This is a genomic window from Polynucleobacter yangtzensis (assembly GCF_027924165.1).
In the GTDB taxonomy this organism is placed as follows: Bacteria; Pseudomonadota; Gammaproteobacteria; order Burkholderiales; family Burkholderiaceae; genus Polynucleobacter; species Polynucleobacter yangtzensis.
This window is the reverse complement of record NZ_AP026973.1, coordinates 1412923-1431607: the sequence shown is the minus strand read 5'-3', so window position 1 is coordinate 1431607 and position 18685 is coordinate 1412923. Positions and strand designations below refer to the sequence as shown.

Genomic DNA, 18685 nt, shown 5'->3' with positions numbered 1-18685 from the left:
AATTCTAATATGGTGATTTGGGGAATCTATGAAGATTAATCAGTACATATGTGGCTTGTTGTTTGCGATGATAAGCATTCATGCTTGCGCACACGATGGTCATCGTCCTCGAATTGGTGCTCCAAATCAGCAAACACCAACAGGAGCTCCTGAAACTTGGGGAACCTATTGCGTAACAGAATTGGCGCCTCTTTTTAGGGAGGCATTAACTGTATACAACCAAGACAACCAATTGATCGATAAGCCGTATGGCGGTCAGTTTCCAGATATTAAGAAGCTGCAAAAGAGCAAAGATAAAAGCGAGCCTATCTTTAGGGCGGCAGTATTACCTAAGATTCCTTATTCACCTATGCCAGCCAACTCTAGTGCTGACGGAAAAATTACCGTATTTACTGCAAAGAAAATCGTCACGATGGATCCTGGTTGGCCATTTGCAACTGCAGTAGCAGTTCGTGATGGACGCATTCTTTCGGTTGGGACGTTAGAAGATTTAAAGCCATGGTTAGATAACAACCCCTACGAAATTAATAATAGCTTTGCAGATAAAGTAATTTATCCAGGATTTATTGAAGCTCACGGGCACCCGGTAATGGGTGGTGTTGCTATTAGTCTGCCTCCGTTGACCTACTACTCTCTTCGTAATCCTTATGGCCCTGATTTCCCGGGGGTAAAAACACCCGAGGAGATGGTTGCCAAGCTCAAGGAATATGTGGCAGCTGCTAAAACTCCAGATCAGACTATTCTCACTTGGGGATATGACTCGGTTGCAATGGGCAAGAAGAAGCCAACGAATATTGAATTGGATAAGATTTCACCCACCAACCCCTTGATATTGTGGGATGCATCTGAGCACTTCATTTTTGCTAATAGCGCTGCTATTAAAAAATATGGAGTGACAAATGGGCAATTGGCAAAGACTGTAGGAGCAGGGCGAAATCCTGATGGCACTTCTAATGGACAATTTTTAGGTGCGGAAGCAGCCAAACTCATTATGCTGAAGCCCTTATCGGAAGTTCTCAATCCAAAACAAGGCTTATACAGTCTGCGTTATATCAGTGCTCTCATGCAGCAAGCTGGAATTACCACAACAGGTGACCAGTTTTATGGCGGCGTGAATCTTGAACTGGAAAATGAGCTAGTAAAACAAGTCTTTGGTCAGCCAGATTCGAAGGCGCGAATCGTTCATGTCGCCGATGGCATAACATTCATGGGTCTATATGGCAATAAAGCGATTGATCAAGCGGTTGCTCTAAGGCAAAGTGGAAACGATCGAATTATTTTTAATGGCGTGAAGTTTTTTGCTGACGATGCATTTACCAGCCTTGGTATGCAGTTGGAGTGGCCTGGATATATCAATCCCGAGCAATACAAGGGCCTTTTTATGTTTAACAATAAACAAGACTTCCTTAAAGCAATGCGCCCCTGGTGGAATACAGGGTTTCAGATTCATGTGCACTCTAACGGAAGTGGTGGCAATCAAATTACTCTAGATTCCTTAGAGATTTTGCAAGCAGAGCACCCACGTTTTGATCATCGATTTACTTTGGAGCACTTTGGCATATCAAGTACAGCACAAGGTCGTCAGGTAAAGGCTCTTGGCGCATTAGTAAGCACCAATCCATATTTTGTTAGTGATCGTGCCGATATTAATGCTAACCAAATTGGAACGGATCGAGCTTCCTTGGCGGCTCGCATGGCCTCCTTAATTGATCAGGATGTTGTCGTAGCTTTGCATTCAGATACTCCGGTTGGAGTCCCATCTCCCTTATTAGAGGTTTGGATTGCAGTCAATCGAGTTGGCAATCTCTCCGGCAAAGTCCATGCGCCATATGAGCGGGTTAGAGATGTTAATAAAGCAATGAAGATGGTGACGATTGATGCAGCCTACGCCTTGGGCTTAAATGATCGGCTGGGAAGCATTGAAACTGGAAAGCTGGCTGACTTCGTGGTTCTTGAAGAAGACCCTCAAGATGTGCGTCCAATGAAAATTAAAGATATTGGTGTGGTGGCCACAATTTTAGGTGGTCGTCCAACCTTAACCAGTGAGACGCGTTCCCCAGATTGGAAATAGTCAATTACGACAATTTAATGGCTACCTGAGTTGTATTAGGCCGCTAGAAATCCGATCCCTCATCAGCAATGATGGGGGTTTGTTTTTTTAAGAATGTTATCCTGATTCTTATACATACTTTTTTCAGAGGTCCTATGATTTCCCAATCCATTTCGTTATTAACAAAGTCAATTGTTAGTCTCTCGCTGATTTCATTTATACATGCCAGTTTGGCTTGTACTGCAGTGAATACGATGGCCAAGGATGGCACTGTTGTAGCAGGCAGAAATATGGATTGGGCTTTTGATATGAAATGGACTCTAATGGTCATGCCAAAAGGATCTCAGGTTCTCTTGAGTGCACCTGCAAAAATGGGCCTTCCTGCAGAAAATCTGTCCAGTAAACATGCTTTTATTGGCGTCACTCCAGCAATTCTGAAGGGTGGAAATGCGTTTTTAGAGGGTCAAAATAGCGCTGGCTTGGGAATGAGTGGAAATTTTCTTCCTGGTTTTACTCAATATCAGTCAGTAACGCCGCAAGATAAAAATTATGTATCTATTGTCAATTTAGGAACCTTTACTTTGGGCATGTTTTCAACTGTTAAAGAGTTAAAGCAAGAATTGCCAAAATATAAAGTATGGTTTGATCCTAGTGAGGTATCCGGTATCCCAACAGCCCCATGGCTGCATTTTGTATTTACAGATCGTAGTGGCGAAAGCATTATTGTTGAGTTTGTAAAAGGTGAAATGGTTATTTACGACAATATTGCCAACACTCTTACCAATGCGCCTACCTATGATTGGCATTTGAATAATGCTCGAAATTATTTAGCACTTTCAGGTACCGCCCCTAAACCGCTAACTATTAAAGGAAAAAGTATTAATGAGCTTGGCTCAGAGGGCGCTGGAATGATTGGTATGCCGGGAGATTACACTACTCCGGGGCGCTTTATTCGCGCCTCTTATTTACTGCAGATGGCTGGTCAAGTGAAGACGGGTCAAGAGGCCAATCAATTAATTGGCCACGTTTTAAATAATGTCGATGTACCCCTTGGAACATCAATATCCACAGAAGGTAAGGCAACGGTTTCTGACAATACTCAGTGGGTAACCATTAAAGATTTGACTAATAATAAGTTAAAGATTGCCAACTATTTAAATCGAACCAATTACATTCAAATGGATCTAAATAAGCTCTTTGCTAGCAATAAGCAGATGTCCTGGTTGATCGATGGACTGCCATATTCCGATGGGGATTTAACAAATCGATTAATGCAGTAAGAATATACATTTCTTCAAGTCTTAATAAATAATGCCACCTTCGGGTGGTTTTATTTTGTCGGTTTTCCCGACAAACCACATGAACCAAGTGTCTCGAAACACGACACTTGCAAGTCATTTGAGATGCTTATAGTCAACCACGGTCCTCCAGCATCTTCCATCCCCACTCAATAAACGACAGAAAGATCACCTATTGAGTCCACACAGTGACCAATACATTCCAAGTAACCAAAAGAAAAAGCTCCAAGATTTCTCCAGAGGCTTTTGCATAACTGGTGTGTCGAGCGAGATTCGAACTCGCGACCAACGAGCTTAAAAAGGTCTTATTGGTCTAGACAGTAGCATTGAAGTGTCACATTTTCGGATATTTAGTTGTCGGGAAAACCGACAAGTTTCTACTTCCTTATTGCCCCAGATACAAACTCAATGAGTGCGCTGACTCTAGCTGATGCTTTATGACGTTGAGAATAAACCGCATAAATATCGGCATCAGGCGTATGATAATTTTCTAGAATGTGCACCAAGCGTCCACTCTTGATGTATCTAGCCACATCCCATTCAGCTCGAAGCAAGACACCTTGGCCATCTAAAGCCCAGTTCACTGCAATCTCACCGTCATTTGTGGTCAGATTTCCTCGAATCTTGATATCTTCTGTAGACTCATTTTGATTTCTGGTTTTGCTCTTAGCAAAGCGCCATAAGCCATAAGCCTCATCACCTTGCCGAATGCCTATGCAATTATGTTTAATCAAATCATTTGGTGTTTTAGGTTCGCCATGTTTCTTGAGATAGTTTGGTGATGCTACCAATATTCTTTTATTGGGTGCGATGAGTTTTGCAATTGCTCTTGAGTCTGGTGGATGGCCAAATCGAAAGCAGACGTCATATAAGTCGTCTGCAATAGGGGGCGGACTAACTGATAGCTGTAGTTGAATATCAACCTGAGGATATTTTTTAACAAAATCTGAAATCAGCGGCGCAATTTGAGTTCTTCCAAAGCCCAGGGTTGCATTGACCCTTAACAATCCTTTGGGGGTTTGTGTAGAACCCCAAAGCACATGCTCCATGTCATCTATTTCACCAAGAATTTTTCTGGCGTGCTCTAGATAGACCTCGCCTTCGGGTGTCAGGCTCATGCGGCGGGTAGTTCTATTAACAAGGCTTAGGCCCAGCCTTTCTTCAATTTGTGCGAGGCGCTTGCTAACCGCTGCCGTTGTGATTCCCAGCTCACGAGCGGCCGATCCCAGGCTTCCAGAGGAGGCTAGTGCTGAAAAAAAGCCTAAATCAGCGGGATTGATGCCTTTAGCCATGTGATTATTAATTAAAAGTTAACAGTAATTTAACTTTATACATGATTTTTAAGTGGCACTCAATCCTATAGTTCTCCCATTCCAATAGCCATGAGGCAGATGGATCTTACGAGTGGAGGGGACAAGATGTTAAAGAAATTAACAAAAAATAGCCTGGCAAGTTTGGCGTTATGCAGCGTCATGGGTGTAGCGATAGCCCAGTCATATCCGACCAAAACAATCACTATCATCGTGCCGTTTCCTCCGGGCGGAACAACCGATGTGCTCGCTAGAGCAGTTGCTCAAAAATTAGGGCCTGCGTTAGGCCAATCAGTCATTGTGGATAACAAGCCTGGAGCAGGTGCAACGCTTGGCGCTGGATTGGCTGCGAAGTCTACTCCAGATGGCTATACCTTGTTCATGGGCGCTGTTCATCACACGATTGCGCCGTCGGTGTACAAAACACTGCCTTATAGCTTTGAAAAAGATTTTGCACCCATTACTACTGTAGCCTTAGTGCCAAACATCATGGTGGTTAGCGAAACATCACCATACAAAACAGTGAAAGATGTTGTTGCAGCCGCAAAAGCTAAACCAGATACGCTTTCGTATGGCTCTAATGGTAATGGTACTGCCCAGCATATGATTGGTACGCAGTTCCAAATGTTAACTGGCACAGAAATTTTGCATGTGCCCTATAAAGGCTCAGCCCCTTTGGCTACAGACCTTCTGGGTGGTCAAGTCACCATGTCTTTTGACACGATTACTCCAGTATTGCCATTCATCAAAGAAAAGAAGCTACGCCCATTAGCGGTAACAACGGCTAAGCGTTCTTCCACATTGCCAGGCGTGCCAACTATGAAAGAGTCCGGTATCAATATGGATATTGGTACTTGGTTTGGATTGCTTGCGCCAGCAGCCACTCCAAAAGACATTACAGCAAAGCTCAATACTGAAATCGTCAAGATCATTAAGTCGCCTGAGTTTCAGAAGCAGATGTTTGATATTGGCGCTGAACCAGTTGGAAACACCCAGGCTCAAATGGCAAAGCAAATTGCTGATGAGACCGTGAAATTTTCTGGCCTAGCCAAAGCAGCCAAGCTGCAAATTGAGTAACCAACAAAGATTTATTTAGAAAAAGGATTCCAAAATGAGCCAGCCAGCAGCCATTAATAAAGACCAAGCTGTCGCTGATATCACTAATGTGCTATCAAAATTTACAGCCTATATTGGTAAGCGTTTGCCAACGGACGTTACTACCAAATTGGGTGAATTAAGAAGCAAGGAAGTGAACTTCCTTGCTAAAGAGGTTTTCGAGTCTATGCGCGAGAACCAAGAACTAGCCGATAAGTTAGATCGCCCAAGTTGCCAAGATACAGGAGTGATTCAGTATTTCTTACAGGCAGGTTCTAATTTCCCGCTCTTAGGGGAGCTGGAAGATATTTTGGTGAATGCCACACAAGGCGCTACTAAAGAAGGCCCATTGCGTCATAACGCAGTTGAGACCTTTGAAGAAAAAAATACGGGCACCAATACAGGCTCCAAGATTCCTTGGTTAGATTGGGAAATCATTCCTGGCGCTGATCATTGCATCGTTGATGTTTACATGGCTGGTGGCGGATGTACATTGCCAGGCGCGGCAAAGGTATTGATGCCAGGACAAGGGTATGAAGGCGTTGCAGAGTTTGTATTTGATGTCATTACATCTCGCGGTGTAAATGCCTGTCCACCTCTATTGGTTGGCGTTGGGGTATCTACCTCAGCGGAGACTGCCGCTCGCTTATCTAAGAAGGCAATCCTGCGTCCAGTAACTTCTAGCCATCCGAACGAGAACGCCGCTCTCATGGAAGAGTTACTAACTGATGGCCTTAATGAGTTAGGTCTTGGCCCTCAAGGTCTGACAGGGGCTAATAGCGTGATGGGCGTCAATATTGAGTCATCTGCTCGTCATCCATCTACCATCGGTGTGGCTGTATCTACCGGCTGCTGGGCGCATCGTCGCGGCAAGATCAAGATCAACGCTGATATGTCATATGAAGTTATTTCCCACGAAGGATTCAAAGTATGAGAAAAGTTCTACAAACCCCGATCAGAGATGAAGACCTAGAGTCTTTAAATATTGGCGATGTTGTTTATCTCACTGGTACCTTGGTGACTTGTCGTGATGTTGCCCACCGCCGTTTAATTGAATTAGGCCGTGAATTGCCTGTTGATCTGAAGGGCGGCGCCATTTTTCATGCTGGTCCAATTGTTCGTCAAAAAGAAGATGGCGAATATGAAATGGTTTCGATCGGGCCAACTACTTCTATGCGCATGGAAAAGTTTGAAAAAGAATTTATCAAACAAACTGGTGTGAAGCTCATTGTTGGTAAAGGCGGTATGGGTATTGAAACGCAAGAAGGTTGCGTAGAAAACAAAGCAGTTCATGCGATCTTCCCAGGTGGCTGCGCAGTATTGGCGGCGACTAAGGTGGAGAAGATTGAAGATGCTCAGTGGAAAGATTTAGGGATGCCTGAAACTCTTTGGGTAAATCGCGTAAAAGAGTTTGGCCCATTGATTATCTCGATTGATACCAAGGGTAAGAATCTAATTGAAGAAAACAAAAAAGTCTTTAATGCAAAGAAGGGCCCAATTCTCAGCAAAATTAACGAGAAGATTCGCTTCATTAAGTAATAAGCTTCAAAATAATGACGCAGGCCTTAATATTTCCTGCGTCATTAACTGAGACGATTGAATTATGAGGAGACATTGATGCAAGCTCAAATTTCCCAAGTACCACTTTTTAAGCAATTTAGAACGACAACACCAGTGAGAAACTGGTGTTTGAATCAATCTGTAGTTGAAGAAAGTTATTGGACTCTTGAGCGTTGCATAGAAGAGGCTGCACATTTTCCAACTAGAGATGAGTGGGAAAAGAAGAGCCCTGTAAGCTATACAAAAGCGATGAAAAGAGGGTGGCTGACCAAGTGCACCACCCACATCAAAGACTTCAAAAGAAAGCCGGCTGTGCCTGCAACGTGGACTTTAGATAGGTGCATTGAAGCTGGAAGGCAATGCCAAAAAAGAACAGAGTTTAAAAAGCGATTTCATTACGCCTATGAACTCGCGAGATTAAAAGGCTGGTTGGAAATTTGCTGCGACCACATGAAGTAAGTGAGTTTGTCGGTTTTCCCGATAAATTAAGTAACTTCCTTCAACTTCTCGGCAATGATTTTTAGAGCTTGTTCAGCTGTTCTAGCCGGCTTTCCACCACCCGATTTACCAATGACAAAGTAGTGTTCTTTATGAATATAGACGTGAAGATAAAGTTCATTTTTGTTTGCGCCAATGACTATTTGTAAAACAGGTTCGTTACTGGCGTGATCAAAGGTTTCGGTAAATGAGGTAAACCCTAAATCATTAACGTGCTGCTCTGCTAGATCTCGAATGAGATTGGTTATACCATCAACGAGATTGCAATATTCCCTGTAAAAGACGGGATAGGTATGCCGAAGCTCTGCAACGGCTATAGCGTGTAGTGTGCTAGAAGCCATGAATTGTTACCTTAAGTCAACTTTATATGAGTGCGTTTTTAATGATTAAGGGCCTATTAAATGATTATGGATATTATGAGAATCCCTATGCTGATTTAATGATGTTTAAATGAGCATATTGCCTTTAAATTACTTGAATTTATGCAGTTCAAACTAGCCCCCAAAAGCCCTAATCAAATTATTGAAATTGAACGCTGGGTTCGTTTGGATAGCTTACTGACTATTACTAAAAAATGGCGCACTGGTTATTTAGTGTTGGCAGATGAGCCTGTATTTTCAGAGCACTATTCCCCGCGAGTGGGGGTTGATGTCAATGCAGAGTTTGAGCCCTTGAGACATGCATTTAAAGGATGCACAACCTTTTATGAATACCGTCATGTCAGTTTGGGTGAGCAAGAGTTAATTGAGAAAATCTACTCTGACTCTATGAGCGAAGGTCTTGAGCAATTAGGCTGGAAAAATACTAAATTCCAATGCTGGTTCTATGGAGTATTGAAGGTTGAAGTATTGGAGTGAAGTGTCGCGTTTCGAGACGCTTACGGGCACCCAGCGCCTTCTATCCTGACCCACTTCGGTCGAATAGATCACTTATTGCCACCACACAGACCACAGCTTTCCGTTCACCCAATAGAAAAGGGACCACATTGCTTTGATCCCTTCGTATAACTGGCGGGTCGGGCGAGATTGGCTGTGTCGAAACTTCATTTTCGAACTCGCGACCAACGTTGCTTACGCTGTTAGTTGACGCTTTTTAATCAGTTCTGCGGCTGGGATCCTAACAATCTTTCCATCTACCATGATTACGATTGCAGTATTCGTTTGAATTGCCAAGTCAATTGCCGCTTGCCCAGCACGTTGCATGGCTTAGTAGGAGCCAACAATATCGGGATCAGGCGAATTGAGGATTTGCTCAACAGTGGTGTAACCAACGCTTTGGTGTGGTGGTTTACTTTTTTCCATAAGCAGCATCATGATCTGGTTCAATTAATAAAACCCTTAGGAAATGATCTTCCCTGAAACCAATTCCCCGAATCGATTTACTAACCCGAAATGAGTAGAGTGCATCAATGCCCTTTGGCGCGGGAATGCTATGAATCTTTTCCCACCTCAATCCCTTGTCGCGGTAAACCTGGTTCCAGGTCAATTGCGTGATTTTCTCAAAAGTGGCAAAGGCTTTTTCTTGCTCAGTTGGCTCCAGACTCTCCCAGCTAGATTGGAAGATAGGGCTATTCAGATCAAGTTCAACCAAGGGCTCAGGCTTTGCGTTTCGTGCCATGAGCTTTAGTCATTTTTAGTTTAGAAAGGTCAGTTGCTTTGGCCGGCGTTTTTTGTGCCCAGGCCAATGCTGCTGATAAGTCCTTCTTAATAGCTGGTGTGTGTACCCAACGCTCATTGTCGGGGATAACTGTGGCGGTACGAATCACCCAAACGCCAGGTTCAGGTGTTTCCACTAATACCTGACGCCCCGCATGCTCTTTCCCAAGCGAGATCTGCCCACTGGATCCAATGGATTTAATAACTTGATGATCTATCACTGCGCCCATAGCATTCTCCTATATTCATGCGGCATGAATGCATTATAGCATGATTCTATGAAAAACCGATGTGGAAAGATTCCCCTGGGAAGGGTAAGCCCACATTAGAGTCACTGCTTAATGACCGGCAAGTGATTACAGGCAAGCACTTAATCAAGCAACAAAAAGAAGCTGCTCTTGAGACTGCACGTCAAAATGCGATATTAGAAGAAGCTATTGCGTTTGAGCAGAGAAATCGCAGGAGTAAAGTAGGGAAAGCCTAGTTTGTCGGGAAACACGACATGCTGGCAGTCATATGCTGCTTCTAACTAAGTATGGACAGTTATCAATGCCATAACTAAACTGAAAGAATCTAGTGGATTGCTAATAAGGATTATATGAAGCGTATTGCAGCGGTTTTAATGTTTATTCCAGCGCTTGGATATGCTCAAGCCGTTTATGGCCCACAAGGGCAGTATCAGGGCTATACCCAAACATCTCCCGGTGGTGTGACTAATGTTTATAACGCCCAAGGGCAGAATGTGCAGTCGTTTCAAACAGATAATGGGCAAACTAACTTATATTCACCTCAAGGGCAATATCAAGGTACGACTACTGCACCCATAACAATGCAGCCTAACACCACTATTAATACGCCAAGGCAGGTGCCACAAGCCCCTGTAGTTAAGGGCTGGTGACCATCAAATTAAGTTAGTTTGCGTATCATCAACTTTTTTAACACGCTTTTTCTTAGCAGGTGTAGCTGGGAGCAAGCTTGTTAGCTCCTCAAATTTCTTAAATAAAAACGCTGCTCTACTTGCATCATCATCTGCGCCTGTATAGCCATATGCCTTATCTACAGCCTTATTATTCGCTTCATGTGCCTTAATGAGTTCCGCAGGCATTAGTAGTGGATCATACAATGTAGCGAGAGTGTCGCTATCGTATAACTTACGAGCATTTAGTATGCCTGTGGCCGCATTTGCAATGGCATCATCTCCTGCATCTTTAGGCCAAATAAAGTTGTTATACACAACTCCAGCAGAGTATTGATAATCACTTTTCAATCTTCCACAAACAGTTCTCATCCAAGCCATATGCATAGAACTGATTAGTATGCCGAAATCAAATAGTGTTGCATTAGAAAGGGTGTAAATCTTATTGCTAGCTATTATCTCTGCGTCAACAAAACCTATCGGTAAATAGGTACGTCTTTCACTTGAAACTTCTGGTATGGCTAGATAATTTGTTTTGGGCTGTCTAATTTCGCCAAACAAAGTTGGAGTATTTGCTAATTTATTAGTTGCCTCACGCGTGCTTTTTAGTCTCGTCTCTTTAACTTTTGATATGCGCTCATAAATGTTTCTATTTAAGCTTAATTCTTTTAAGTTTGCGTCTACAAGCCACAAGCAATATCTATCGATACTATTAATATATTCTTCACCACCAATAAATTTTCTAATATATTTGGCTGATGTTGCATCGTTTGTTATTAATTCATTGCGCTCTTCAGTGTTGAGTAGTAGGAAGCCTCCGTCGTTTGGCATGCTGCCGAAAGCAATACTTTTTACGTTGCATACGGGGGCCTTCTTGGCTTCAATAGCAACAAATTTAGCATCTACTAGATACGGGCTAATTTGCTTGGCAAGACTAGATACCGCAATATCATCAGCCCCATAGCTAAATATATATTTCTCTTTTCTATCGAATTTAGAAAATCCAATAATTACACAATGTACCGCAGCATTTGCTCTGCCTTCATTGCTCCATTTAAAGGTTCTGTGTGCAAAATTTATCTTAGTTCCTTTTGCAATCATCCAACTCCACAAAACTGCTACTTGTTCACCCTGTGTAATGCTATTTGTAGAAACAAATCCAACTTCAATATTTGTTCCCTCTAAGTAATTTATTGCTTTTATGTACCATCCTGTTACGTAATCGAGCACACCAAAGTTCTTAATAGTTCCAGCAACTAAAAGCATGTCACTTTTTTGCTCGGCAGTTTGCCATTGTTTCCCGTAAAAAGGAGGGTTGCCAAATATATAGCTGCACTCATTGGCTTTAATTACATCATTCCAATCAGCTCTTAAAGCGTTGGCGCAATGTATATGCGGCGTAGTCACCAAAGGAACTGTTGCACGTGTTTTACCAAACTTATTAGCCGCTTCTAAGTTAAGTTGATGGTCAGTTATATATAGCGCAACACGTGCAATATGTGTGGCTGCTTCATCAATCTCAATACCGTAAAACTGCCCAATATTTACGCGGCATAAAGTGGCAATATCCAGTAATCCACCTTGTGCTTGACCCTTAAAAAACAATTCGTTGATAACATCGTTTTCTATCCTACGTATTTCTCGATAAGCTATTACTAAAAAGTTCCCGCATCCGCAGGCTGGGTCAAAAAACTTTAAAGTGGGTAGCTTGTCATATAAGGCGGTTAGCTTGAGTTTATTACCCTTAGCCTTATTGAATTCTTCGTGTAAATCATCCAAGAACAATGGTTGGATAACTTTAAGAATATTGCGTTCACTTGTATAGTGGGCGCCCAACTCTCTGCGGCTCTCTTTGCGATGTGCGGTATCACTTGCGCCTTCTTCCAATACAGCCTGAAACATAGCCCCAAAAATGGCTGGGCTAATGCCGCTCCAGTCAATTTGTACGCACTTAAGTAGGATTGAACGTAAATCAAAATCAAAGTAGGGCGTTTGTATATTTTCGGCAAATAAGCTGCCGTTGACGTATTCAAATGCTTGTAATGCTTCATCTAAATTAGTTTGTCGCTTATCTTTTGGTGTATTTAGAACTTGAAATAACAAGCCAATTGAACTGCCTAAGTCGCTACCATCTTCCTTGGTGGCTTCCACTAAGCGTCTAAATATGCCGTCTTCGCCAAATATTCCCGTGTCATCTGCAAATAAACAGAATAAAAGACGTGTTAAAAAACTTTCTAAATCTTTGCCCTTATAGTTAGCTTTAAGCAACGCATCATGTAATTTGGCAATCTGTTCAGCTGCTTTGCGATTGACTGGTAATTCTTCGCTAACAGCATGAACGCGCTTATCAACCAAAAACATAAACCAATCTGCACGTTTATGTAATTCATCTAGCTTGCAAGTTAGAGGTTCTTTAGCGTTATTCTGTAAGTCATAAAGTTGAAAGTTTTGAAAGTCGCAAGTAATTATGTATTGAGGCTTTTCAAATTCATTAGCAATTGCGTGAAAATATGCCTGTGCTTGTACGTATGCATCATCTAAGTTTCTGCCTAAACTCTTTTGTTCGACCAACAAGACCCCGGGTATAAAGCTATCCATATAGCCACGTGCACCGCCAACTTTTAATACACGAGCCTCAAACATGCTTGCTGAACTTTTGCTAAGTCCAAAGCACGTATAGAAATCACGCCAAAATTGCTGTGCATGTTGCTTTTCATCGCTATCTGTAGCATGTTCTTTTGCAAATAGCTGTAAGCGTCTGCGTATTTCGTTAATAGTGATATCTGGCATAGATTTAATTGCTTAGGACTGGGTGTATCAATAATACCCATGTGCTATATGCCATTGCAATTTTTGGCTTTTGGTGCAAGTGAATGCGAAGGTTTAGGCTATTGAGTATGGTTTAGGGATTGGAGTTGAATTGAAAGTGTCGCGTTTCGCGACACTTGTGTGTCCACTGTGTGTAAGCAGCTGCTCACCGTGAAACCAGTGACCATTAAGGCTCTGAAATTTACGCACCAAAATCACTCTAAACTTAAGCAAAAATACTTATAAATTTTCATCGGAAATGCCTGCAAAAGGCCATGCAAAACACTAAAATTGGGGGTAACGCATCCAAGTATCACTAGATATAGTGTTTTTGGGTTCGGAGGGGCAAGAAAAAAGCGGTATTAGCTCGAACTAACACCGCTTCCCGTGATTAAGCATGCTTAACAAGGTATGCGTAGTCTATACCAAAATGATTTGGCGAAAAGGGTCTTGTGATTAACAACCCTTTTTTGGAGTCCATTATGGCCACTAAGAAGACTGTAACTACGGTGAATAAAAGCGCTGTGGATGGAAGGTTCGTAAGCGCTAAAACCGCTAAGAGCAATCCATCCACCACTTTTAAGCAAACTGTAGTCAAGCAAGCTAAACCTAAGAAGTAATGGATTGGCAGCCAGAGCAATCTGGCTGTTTCCCCAAGGCTATATCTAAATGCATTTACTTTATTGTGACGAGACCAATTTTGAGAAAAAACCTAATAATTTTTTTCTCTATGGTGGACTTATTATTGACGGAAATAATGCTGAAGCAATTTCTAGGGATATAGAGGCTTTGCGTAAAGAGTTTCATGTTCCCGAGGATTTCATACTTAAATTTAGCCCTCCACCAAAAAACTTAAGTCATAAGCAATTTATTGATTTGAAGAAGAGGGTGATAAAGATTGCAGAAAAGTATGATTGTAAGTTGCTGATCAATCTGCTTTTACATGACATTGCCACAACCTCAGAAGAGGCTCGAAGAAATAGCGTTAACACTCTTTGTTTTCATTTTGACTGTTATTTATCGAGGCCAAAAGATGTTGGTCTTGTAATTATTGATAGATTTGATGATAAGCAAATTGATGGACAACTCAAAAATAGATTGAGCTTTGGTATTGCCGGTAACCAACCATATATAAATGATAGGAAATTACAGCGAATATTGGGGTACCACTATGCTGCCATCGGCCAGTCACATTTTTGCAGCCTTGTTGATATATTAATTGGATCTATCAGATTTTCGATTAATGCATTTACTGAAAAATCTGATCAACATATAGATTCGGCTAAACAGATTTTGAGTCAAATTTCACCTTTGTTTTTTCGTGAAGTGGGGGAGAGAGTTCAGCTAATTAGCCTTTGGTTTAGTCCCAAAGATATAAAAGTGGAAGCCTATCGAAAAAAATATGCTCAATTAATAGAATTTTTGATGAGCAATGGAATTGAGCCCGGTCAAAAATTCCAGATGACAGATTTCGACTGATGAGGATGATATCTAGTCGCCAACGGTCCACCACGGTCACCCAGCGCCTTCCATCCTGACCCACTTCGGTCCAATAGATCGCCTATTGCTCTAAACAGCCACTACATTTATCCAGCCCAAAAAGAAAAAGCCCCTAGATTTCTCTAGAGGCTTTTGTATAACTGGTGGGTCGGGCGAGATTCGAACTCGCGACCAACGGATTAAAAGAAGTCGTGACTCTTCAAAACCCCATATGAATCAATGGGCTAAAGGGCCAAAAAATAACTGTGCGATTGAGTGTGCGATTGCATTATGGTGCAAAGTTCGAATCTGCGGACCGGATTTCGAACTTTTGAGGGTTACTTTGGGAATAATTAAAAAAGTCTATTTGAATAAATTAAATAATCTTGGAAATTAATTGCTCTAATTGTGCGGGCGGTAATGCTCCAGAAATTCTCTCAACTTCCGATCCATTTTTAAAGATGGCCAAAGTAGGTATTGATCTAATGTTGTATTGTTGACCTATAGCTGGATTGGCTTCTGTATCGAGCTTTACGTGAAGTATTTTCTCGCCATGCTTGATGGCGCTTGCCTGAAAGGTTGGGGCAAACATTTTGCATGGTCCACACCATGGCGCCCAAAAATCCACAATAACTGGTAGCTTACTTGTTCTCAGAATCTCTTGGAAACTTGCTTGATCAGCCTCAATTGGGCCTGCTAGTAGACTGCTTTTACAGGCCCCACAGTTAGGTTTTTCGCTGAGACGTTCAGTAGGGAGGCGATTAAATTTTTGGCAGTGTGGGCATTTAACTAACATGTCAATTACTCCGACTTAAGAATGATCGTATGCAAAATCAATTTATAGGTAATAGTTGGGTACATATTCAAAAATTTCAAGACTTAGCTGCCTTATTAATCAGCCTCAAAGAATTTGAAGTCTTGTCAATCAATCCATCGGACTCCATCTTTGATATTGCTCGATATAAGGCCTCATGGGTAATGCCAAGTTCGGATGCTAGCGATTTGTAATCGGATTGCAGAGCCAGCATTCTATCTTTGCCTTCAGTCTCAATGAGGTGAATTAATTTACTTCGGATGTCTTTTAGGCCAAGCCGCTCAGATTGGGTACGTAGCCGCATGATTTCTCTGCTTAAGAGTTTGACCCACTTTAGAGAAAAGTCTTCCTTTTTCAAAGAGTCTCTAAATGCATTAATTGGCAATGCAATAGCTGTTCCTGTATGAGTAGCAACCGCATCACAGTGATAGACATCGGTTAATAGACTCGCTTCACTTAAAAACCCGCCTTTACAGCGTTGAAGCGTAGTCGTTTCTCCATGGCCGCTGGTTCTGCTGAGAACCGCCTCACCAGAAACAATAAAGAACATGTACTCAGGCTTCTTACCTAAATGGAAGAGGTAATCCCCCTTATTAAAGGCGTGGACATTGCATTGCTCTAGCAATGGCGGTGGCAGTAGCTCCTTAAGGGGTTCAGGAATATAGATATCCATATGATCAAAATCATACGCTTTTTAGGGGTCTAGTCCAATAATGAACGCATATAAAGGAGGTTGTTATGGAAACAATCAATTTAACTGTCAGTGGAATGACTTGTGGCACTTGTGTAAATCATGTTGAAAAAGCCATTAATTCAATTGCTGGGGTGCAGAGGGTTGAAGTAGATCTCGCCTCTGGCGCAGTCAAGGTTGAAGGCAATGTCTCGCAACACATGAAAGAGATTATTGAGGCTTTAGAAAAGGATGGTTATCCCGCAAAGATCAGTTCTGATGTATCGCCTCAAGCAAAGGCTAAGAGTGGTTCTTGTAAGAGTGGCACAAGTTGTTGCTGTAACTAACTAAATGAATAGGAAATTCAAAATGAAAAAGATAAACAAAATTGCAATTGGGGTAATAGCCGCTCTAGGTCTTGGATTGGGCATCGCGACTGTTCATGCTCAACAAGGCCCAATGGGTGGAATGGGTAATGGCATGGGCCCAGGCATGATGCGCGGCCAAATGATACGAGGTCAGATGATGGGGCAGAACGCCAATATGAAAATCATGCGTGAACTGATGACTCCAGCCGAGCGCCTTGCTATGATGGACAAGATGATTGACGCCAAGACAGTGGAAGAGCGTCAAGCAATCATGACGACTACCCATGCTGAGATGGAAAAGCGCGCCAAAGAAAAAGGCATTACTTTGCCAGCAGGACATGGCCCACAAATGATGTCAGGCAGAACCTGCGGATAAGCTATAAAGTGCCATTAGTTAATACAAGGCCACCTTCGGGTGGTTTTTGTTCATTGAGGTATTAGGAGATAGATGATGAATATGACTCACTACATGCAATTGCTCGCGGATAACCAGCCTTGGAATTTGCTCATCTTTATGGCTATACCAGTAGTACTTGCTGAGACGTTAGCTATTACTGAGCTCTACATTTTGTTTACCCGTAAGTTTGATGGTTTTGTTTATCACTTAAACCGCTTTGCTGGCACTACCGTGGGTTTGTATTTCATTGGCATCATTGCGTACTTGATGACTACGGCTGTTTTGCCTATTACCAAGGCTGGTGAATGGCGCACAGTGATTGATGTGGTGGCGGTATCAACATATATGATTGGCGGCCTGCCTTTAATTTGGATTGCCCTGCAAGAATTTGGTTTTGTAAATAAAAGCCTTGATCAAATGGGCAAGCTCAAGATTCATGCAATCTGTGTAGCATTGTTCTTAGTCTTTGGACATATTGCCATGATTAGCGGAATGTTGGATCCTTCTTTGTTGGGTTATAAGGGCGCTAATGCGCATCAAATGCATAGTGAGCAGAATAGTGCACCTCCACAAGGAGTTGATGCTGATATGGCACAAATGCACCAGATGCATATGATGCACATGAGTGCATCTATACCGGATAACCGTATTGCCGTGGATTTTCCGGCGCCTATGAGAGAGCATATTTTGATGAATATGCGAGATCATTTGCAAACAATCTCTCAAATACAGGATTTGATGGGCAAGGGCCAATGCGACAAAGCTGCTCAATTAGCAGAAGATCGTTTGGGAATGAGTGCTCTTAAACTGCATGGTGCTTATGAGAACTCCAAATTTATGCCAAAAGGTATGCAGGAGTCTGGTACGGTGATGCATCGCAATGCCAGTAAATTCGCAATCGAAGTGCAAAACTCCGCCGTAACAGGTGATATAAAACCTGCATTAATCGCTCTAGGCAATACCACCGCGGCCTGTGTTGCTTGTCATGCGGGATATAAGCTAAAGTAAAGTCAGGTAATCCGGAGAGTATTGTGGATAACAAAGAGCACTGGGAAAAAGTTTACGGAACTAAGGCGCCTGATGCGGTTAGTTGGTATGCCCCGCATTTAGAAACATCCTTAAACCTGATTCATCAAGCTACAAGCAATAAAAAAGCCGCCATCATTGATATCGGCGGTGGTGAGGCTACCTTAGTTGATGATTTGCTATCTGAAGGCTATAAAGATATAAGCGTTCTAGATATATCTCAAAAAGCAATTGATGTCGCAAGACAGCGCATTGGAAAGCGAGCAGATACGGTTCATTGGTACTGTGCTGATATTACTCAAGCCACATTGCCACAAAACTATTTTGACGTTTGGCATGACAGAGCGGTATTTCATTTTTTAACTGAAGAAGCTCAGCGGGTGAAGTACGTAGAGCAAGTGATGCGGTCAGTGAAGCATGGTGGCTATGTGATTATGTCGACTTTTGGTCCTGAAGGTCCAGAGAAGTGCAGTGGGCTTGATGTCGTTCGATATGACGCAGAGCGTTTACATAACCAGTTTGGCAAGACCTTTAAGTTAATCAATAGCTCAACTGAAATCCATAACACTCCGATGGGCACTACCCAGCAGTTTTTATATTGTTTTTGTAGGATGGAATAAAGTTAATTTAATGCCAGTGTTGTCGTATTTCCCGACAAACCAGTAACAAGCGTCCTTTAAAGAGTTGCTTATAGTGCACCACGGTCACCCAGCGCCTTCCATCCTGACCCATCACGGTCCA

23 protein-coding genes are annotated in these 18685 nt (G+C 42.3%); 15 read left to right on the top strand and 8 right to left on the bottom strand.

The features are described from left to right. Window positions 1–28 precede the first annotated feature (28 nt). Window positions 29–2071 (top strand): amidohydrolase, encoded by a 2043-nt coding sequence (locus tag QMF28_RS07090; protein ID WP_281741947.1) that lies wholly within the window; start codon window positions 29–31, stop codon window positions 2069–2071. A gap of 134 nt (window positions 2072–2205) precedes the next feature. Beyond that, window positions 2206–3330 (top strand): linear amide C-N hydrolase, encoded by a 1125-nt coding sequence (locus QMF28_RS07085; RefSeq protein WP_281741946.1) that lies wholly within the window; start codon window positions 2206–2208, stop codon window positions 3328–3330. A 395-nt stretch (window positions 3331–3725) separates the two neighbouring features. Here QMF28_RS07085 and QMF28_RS07080 read toward each other — a convergent pair whose 3' ends face one another. Next, window positions 3726–4640 carry a LysR family transcriptional regulator gene (locus QMF28_RS07080; protein WP_281741945.1) on the bottom strand — a complete coding sequence of 305 codons (915 nt, stop codon included), beginning with the start codon at window positions 4638–4640 and terminating at the stop codon, window positions 3726–3728. Between the two features lie 126 nt (window positions 4641–4766). Between QMF28_RS07080 and QMF28_RS07075 the strand changes: the two genes are divergently transcribed. The 4 genes from QMF28_RS07075 to QMF28_RS07060 all read left to right on the top strand — a co-directional run bounded on the left by QMF28_RS07075 (window position 4767) and on the right by QMF28_RS07060 (window position 7772). After that, window positions 4767–5735: a Bug family tripartite tricarboxylate transporter substrate binding protein gene (locus QMF28_RS07075; RefSeq protein ID WP_281741944.1), complete on the top strand. Its 969-nt coding sequence runs from the start codon at window positions 4767–4769 to the stop codon at window positions 5733–5735. A 52-nt stretch (window positions 5736–5787) separates the two neighbouring features. After that, on the top strand, window positions 5788–6687 hold the full coding sequence (gene ttdA, locus QMF28_RS07070) for a L(+)-tartrate dehydratase subunit alpha (RefSeq protein WP_281743660.1): 900 nt from the start codon (window positions 5788–5790) through the stop codon (window positions 6685–6687). Then, entirely contained in the window at window positions 6684–7292 is a 609-nt protein-coding gene (gene ttdB / locus QMF28_RS07065; RefSeq protein WP_281741943.1) for a L(+)-tartrate dehydratase subunit beta, read from the top strand. Before ttdA ends, ttdB begins: the two co-directional genes overlap by 4 nt. Before the next feature lie 78 nt (window positions 7293–7370). After that, window positions 7371–7772 (top strand): hypothetical protein, encoded by a 402-nt coding sequence (locus QMF28_RS07060; protein ID WP_281741942.1) that lies wholly within the window; start codon window positions 7371–7373, stop codon window positions 7770–7772. Window positions 7773–7798: 26 nt separating this feature from the next. Here QMF28_RS07060 and QMF28_RS07055 read toward each other — a convergent pair whose 3' ends face one another. Continuing rightward, window positions 7799–8152 carry a hypothetical protein gene (locus QMF28_RS07055; protein ID WP_281741941.1) on the bottom strand — a complete coding sequence of 118 codons (354 nt, stop codon included), beginning with the start codon at window positions 8150–8152 and terminating at the stop codon, window positions 7799–7801. Window positions 8153–8293: 141 nt separating this feature from the next. On the opposite strand from QMF28_RS07055, the gene QMF28_RS07050 reads away from it, so the two are divergent. After that, window positions 8294–8668, top strand: coding sequence for a hypothetical protein (locus QMF28_RS07050; RefSeq protein ID WP_281741940.1), 375 nt, complete (start codon window positions 8294–8296; stop codon window positions 8666–8668). Between the two features lie 213 nt (window positions 8669–8881). Here QMF28_RS07050 and QMF28_RS07045 read toward each other — a convergent pair whose 3' ends face one another. The 3 genes from QMF28_RS07045 to QMF28_RS07035 all read right to left on the bottom strand — a co-directional run bounded on the left by QMF28_RS07045 (window position 8882) and on the right by QMF28_RS07035 (window position 9696). After that, window positions 8882–9013, bottom strand: coding sequence for a hypothetical protein (locus QMF28_RS07045; RefSeq protein WP_281741939.1), 132 nt, complete (start codon window positions 9011–9013; stop codon window positions 8882–8884). A gap of 85 nt (window positions 9014–9098) precedes the next feature. Then, window positions 9099–9428: a hypothetical protein gene (locus QMF28_RS07040; protein ID WP_281741938.1), complete on the bottom strand. Its 330-nt coding sequence runs from the start codon at window positions 9426–9428 to the stop codon at window positions 9099–9101. Continuing rightward, the gene (locus tag QMF28_RS07035) at window positions 9406–9696 is read right to left on the bottom strand and encodes a hypothetical protein (protein WP_281741937.1); all 291 of its coding nucleotides are present in this window, start codon (window positions 9694–9696) and stop codon (window positions 9406–9408) included. Before QMF28_RS07035 ends, QMF28_RS07040 begins: the two co-directional genes overlap by 23 nt. A 59-nt stretch (window positions 9697–9755) precedes the next feature. Between QMF28_RS07035 and QMF28_RS07030 the strand changes: the two genes are divergently transcribed. Further along, window positions 9756–9950: a hypothetical protein gene (locus QMF28_RS07030; protein WP_281741936.1), complete on the top strand. Its 195-nt coding sequence runs from the start codon at window positions 9756–9758 to the stop codon at window positions 9948–9950. Window positions 9951–10064: 114 nt separating this feature from the next. After that, window positions 10065–10364, top strand: coding sequence for a hypothetical protein (locus tag QMF28_RS07025; RefSeq protein WP_281741935.1), 300 nt, complete (start codon window positions 10065–10067; stop codon window positions 10362–10364). Between the two features lie 3 nt (window positions 10365–10367). Here QMF28_RS07025 and QMF28_RS07020 read toward each other — a convergent pair whose 3' ends face one another. After that, a complete protein-coding gene (locus QMF28_RS07020; protein ID WP_281741934.1) occupies window positions 10368–13172 on the bottom strand; it encodes a class I SAM-dependent DNA methyltransferase in 2805 nt (934 codons plus the stop codon). A 500-nt stretch (window positions 13173–13672) separates the two neighbouring features. Between QMF28_RS07020 and QMF28_RS07015 the strand changes: the two genes are divergently transcribed. Next, window positions 13673–13810 carry a hypothetical protein gene (locus QMF28_RS07015; RefSeq protein ID WP_216170262.1) on the top strand — a complete coding sequence of 46 codons (138 nt, stop codon included), beginning with the start codon at window positions 13673–13675 and terminating at the stop codon, window positions 13808–13810. Window positions 13811–13859: 49 nt separating this feature from the next. After that, a complete protein-coding gene (locus QMF28_RS07010) occupies window positions 13860–14669 on the top strand; it encodes a DUF3800 domain-containing protein (RefSeq protein ID WP_281741933.1) in 810 nt (269 codons plus the stop codon). A 376-nt stretch (window positions 14670–15045) separates the two neighbouring features. Here the strand turns inward: QMF28_RS07010 and trxC are convergent, their stop codons facing one another. Both trxC and QMF28_RS07000 read right to left on the bottom strand, forming a co-directional pair. Beyond that, window positions 15046–15465, bottom strand: a complete 420-nt coding sequence (gene trxC, locus QMF28_RS07005) for a thioredoxin TrxC (protein ID WP_281741931.1) — start codon at window positions 15463–15465, stop codon at window positions 15046–15048. A gap of 76 nt (window positions 15466–15541) precedes the next feature. Beyond that, window positions 15542–16156 carry a Crp/Fnr family transcriptional regulator gene (locus QMF28_RS07000; RefSeq protein ID WP_281741930.1) on the bottom strand — a complete coding sequence of 205 codons (615 nt, stop codon included), beginning with the start codon at window positions 16154–16156 and terminating at the stop codon, window positions 15542–15544. 65 nt (window positions 16157–16221) lie between these two features. Here QMF28_RS07000 and QMF28_RS06995 point away from each other — a divergent pair, with 65 nt between their 5' ends. The 4 genes from QMF28_RS06995 to QMF28_RS06980 all read left to right on the top strand — a co-directional run bounded on the left by QMF28_RS06995 (window position 16222) and on the right by QMF28_RS06980 (window position 18564). After that, window positions 16222–16500, top strand: coding sequence for a heavy-metal-associated domain-containing protein (locus tag QMF28_RS06995; RefSeq protein ID WP_281741929.1), 279 nt, complete (start codon window positions 16222–16224; stop codon window positions 16498–16500). A 22-nt stretch (window positions 16501–16522) separates the two neighbouring features. Continuing rightward, complete coding sequence (locus tag QMF28_RS06990) at window positions 16523–16897, top strand: hypothetical protein (RefSeq protein ID WP_281741928.1); 375 nt, start codon at window positions 16523–16525, stop codon at window positions 16895–16897. A gap of 72 nt (window positions 16898–16969) precedes the next feature. Then, window positions 16970–17926 (top strand): DUF6803 family protein, encoded by a 957-nt coding sequence (locus QMF28_RS06985; RefSeq protein ID WP_281741926.1) that lies wholly within the window; start codon window positions 16970–16972, stop codon window positions 17924–17926. Between the two features lie 23 nt (window positions 17927–17949). Next, window positions 17950–18564 (top strand): class I SAM-dependent methyltransferase, encoded by a 615-nt coding sequence (locus tag QMF28_RS06980; RefSeq protein ID WP_281741924.1) that lies wholly within the window; start codon window positions 17950–17952, stop codon window positions 18562–18564. The last annotated feature ends 121 nt before the right edge of the window (window positions 18565–18685 follow it).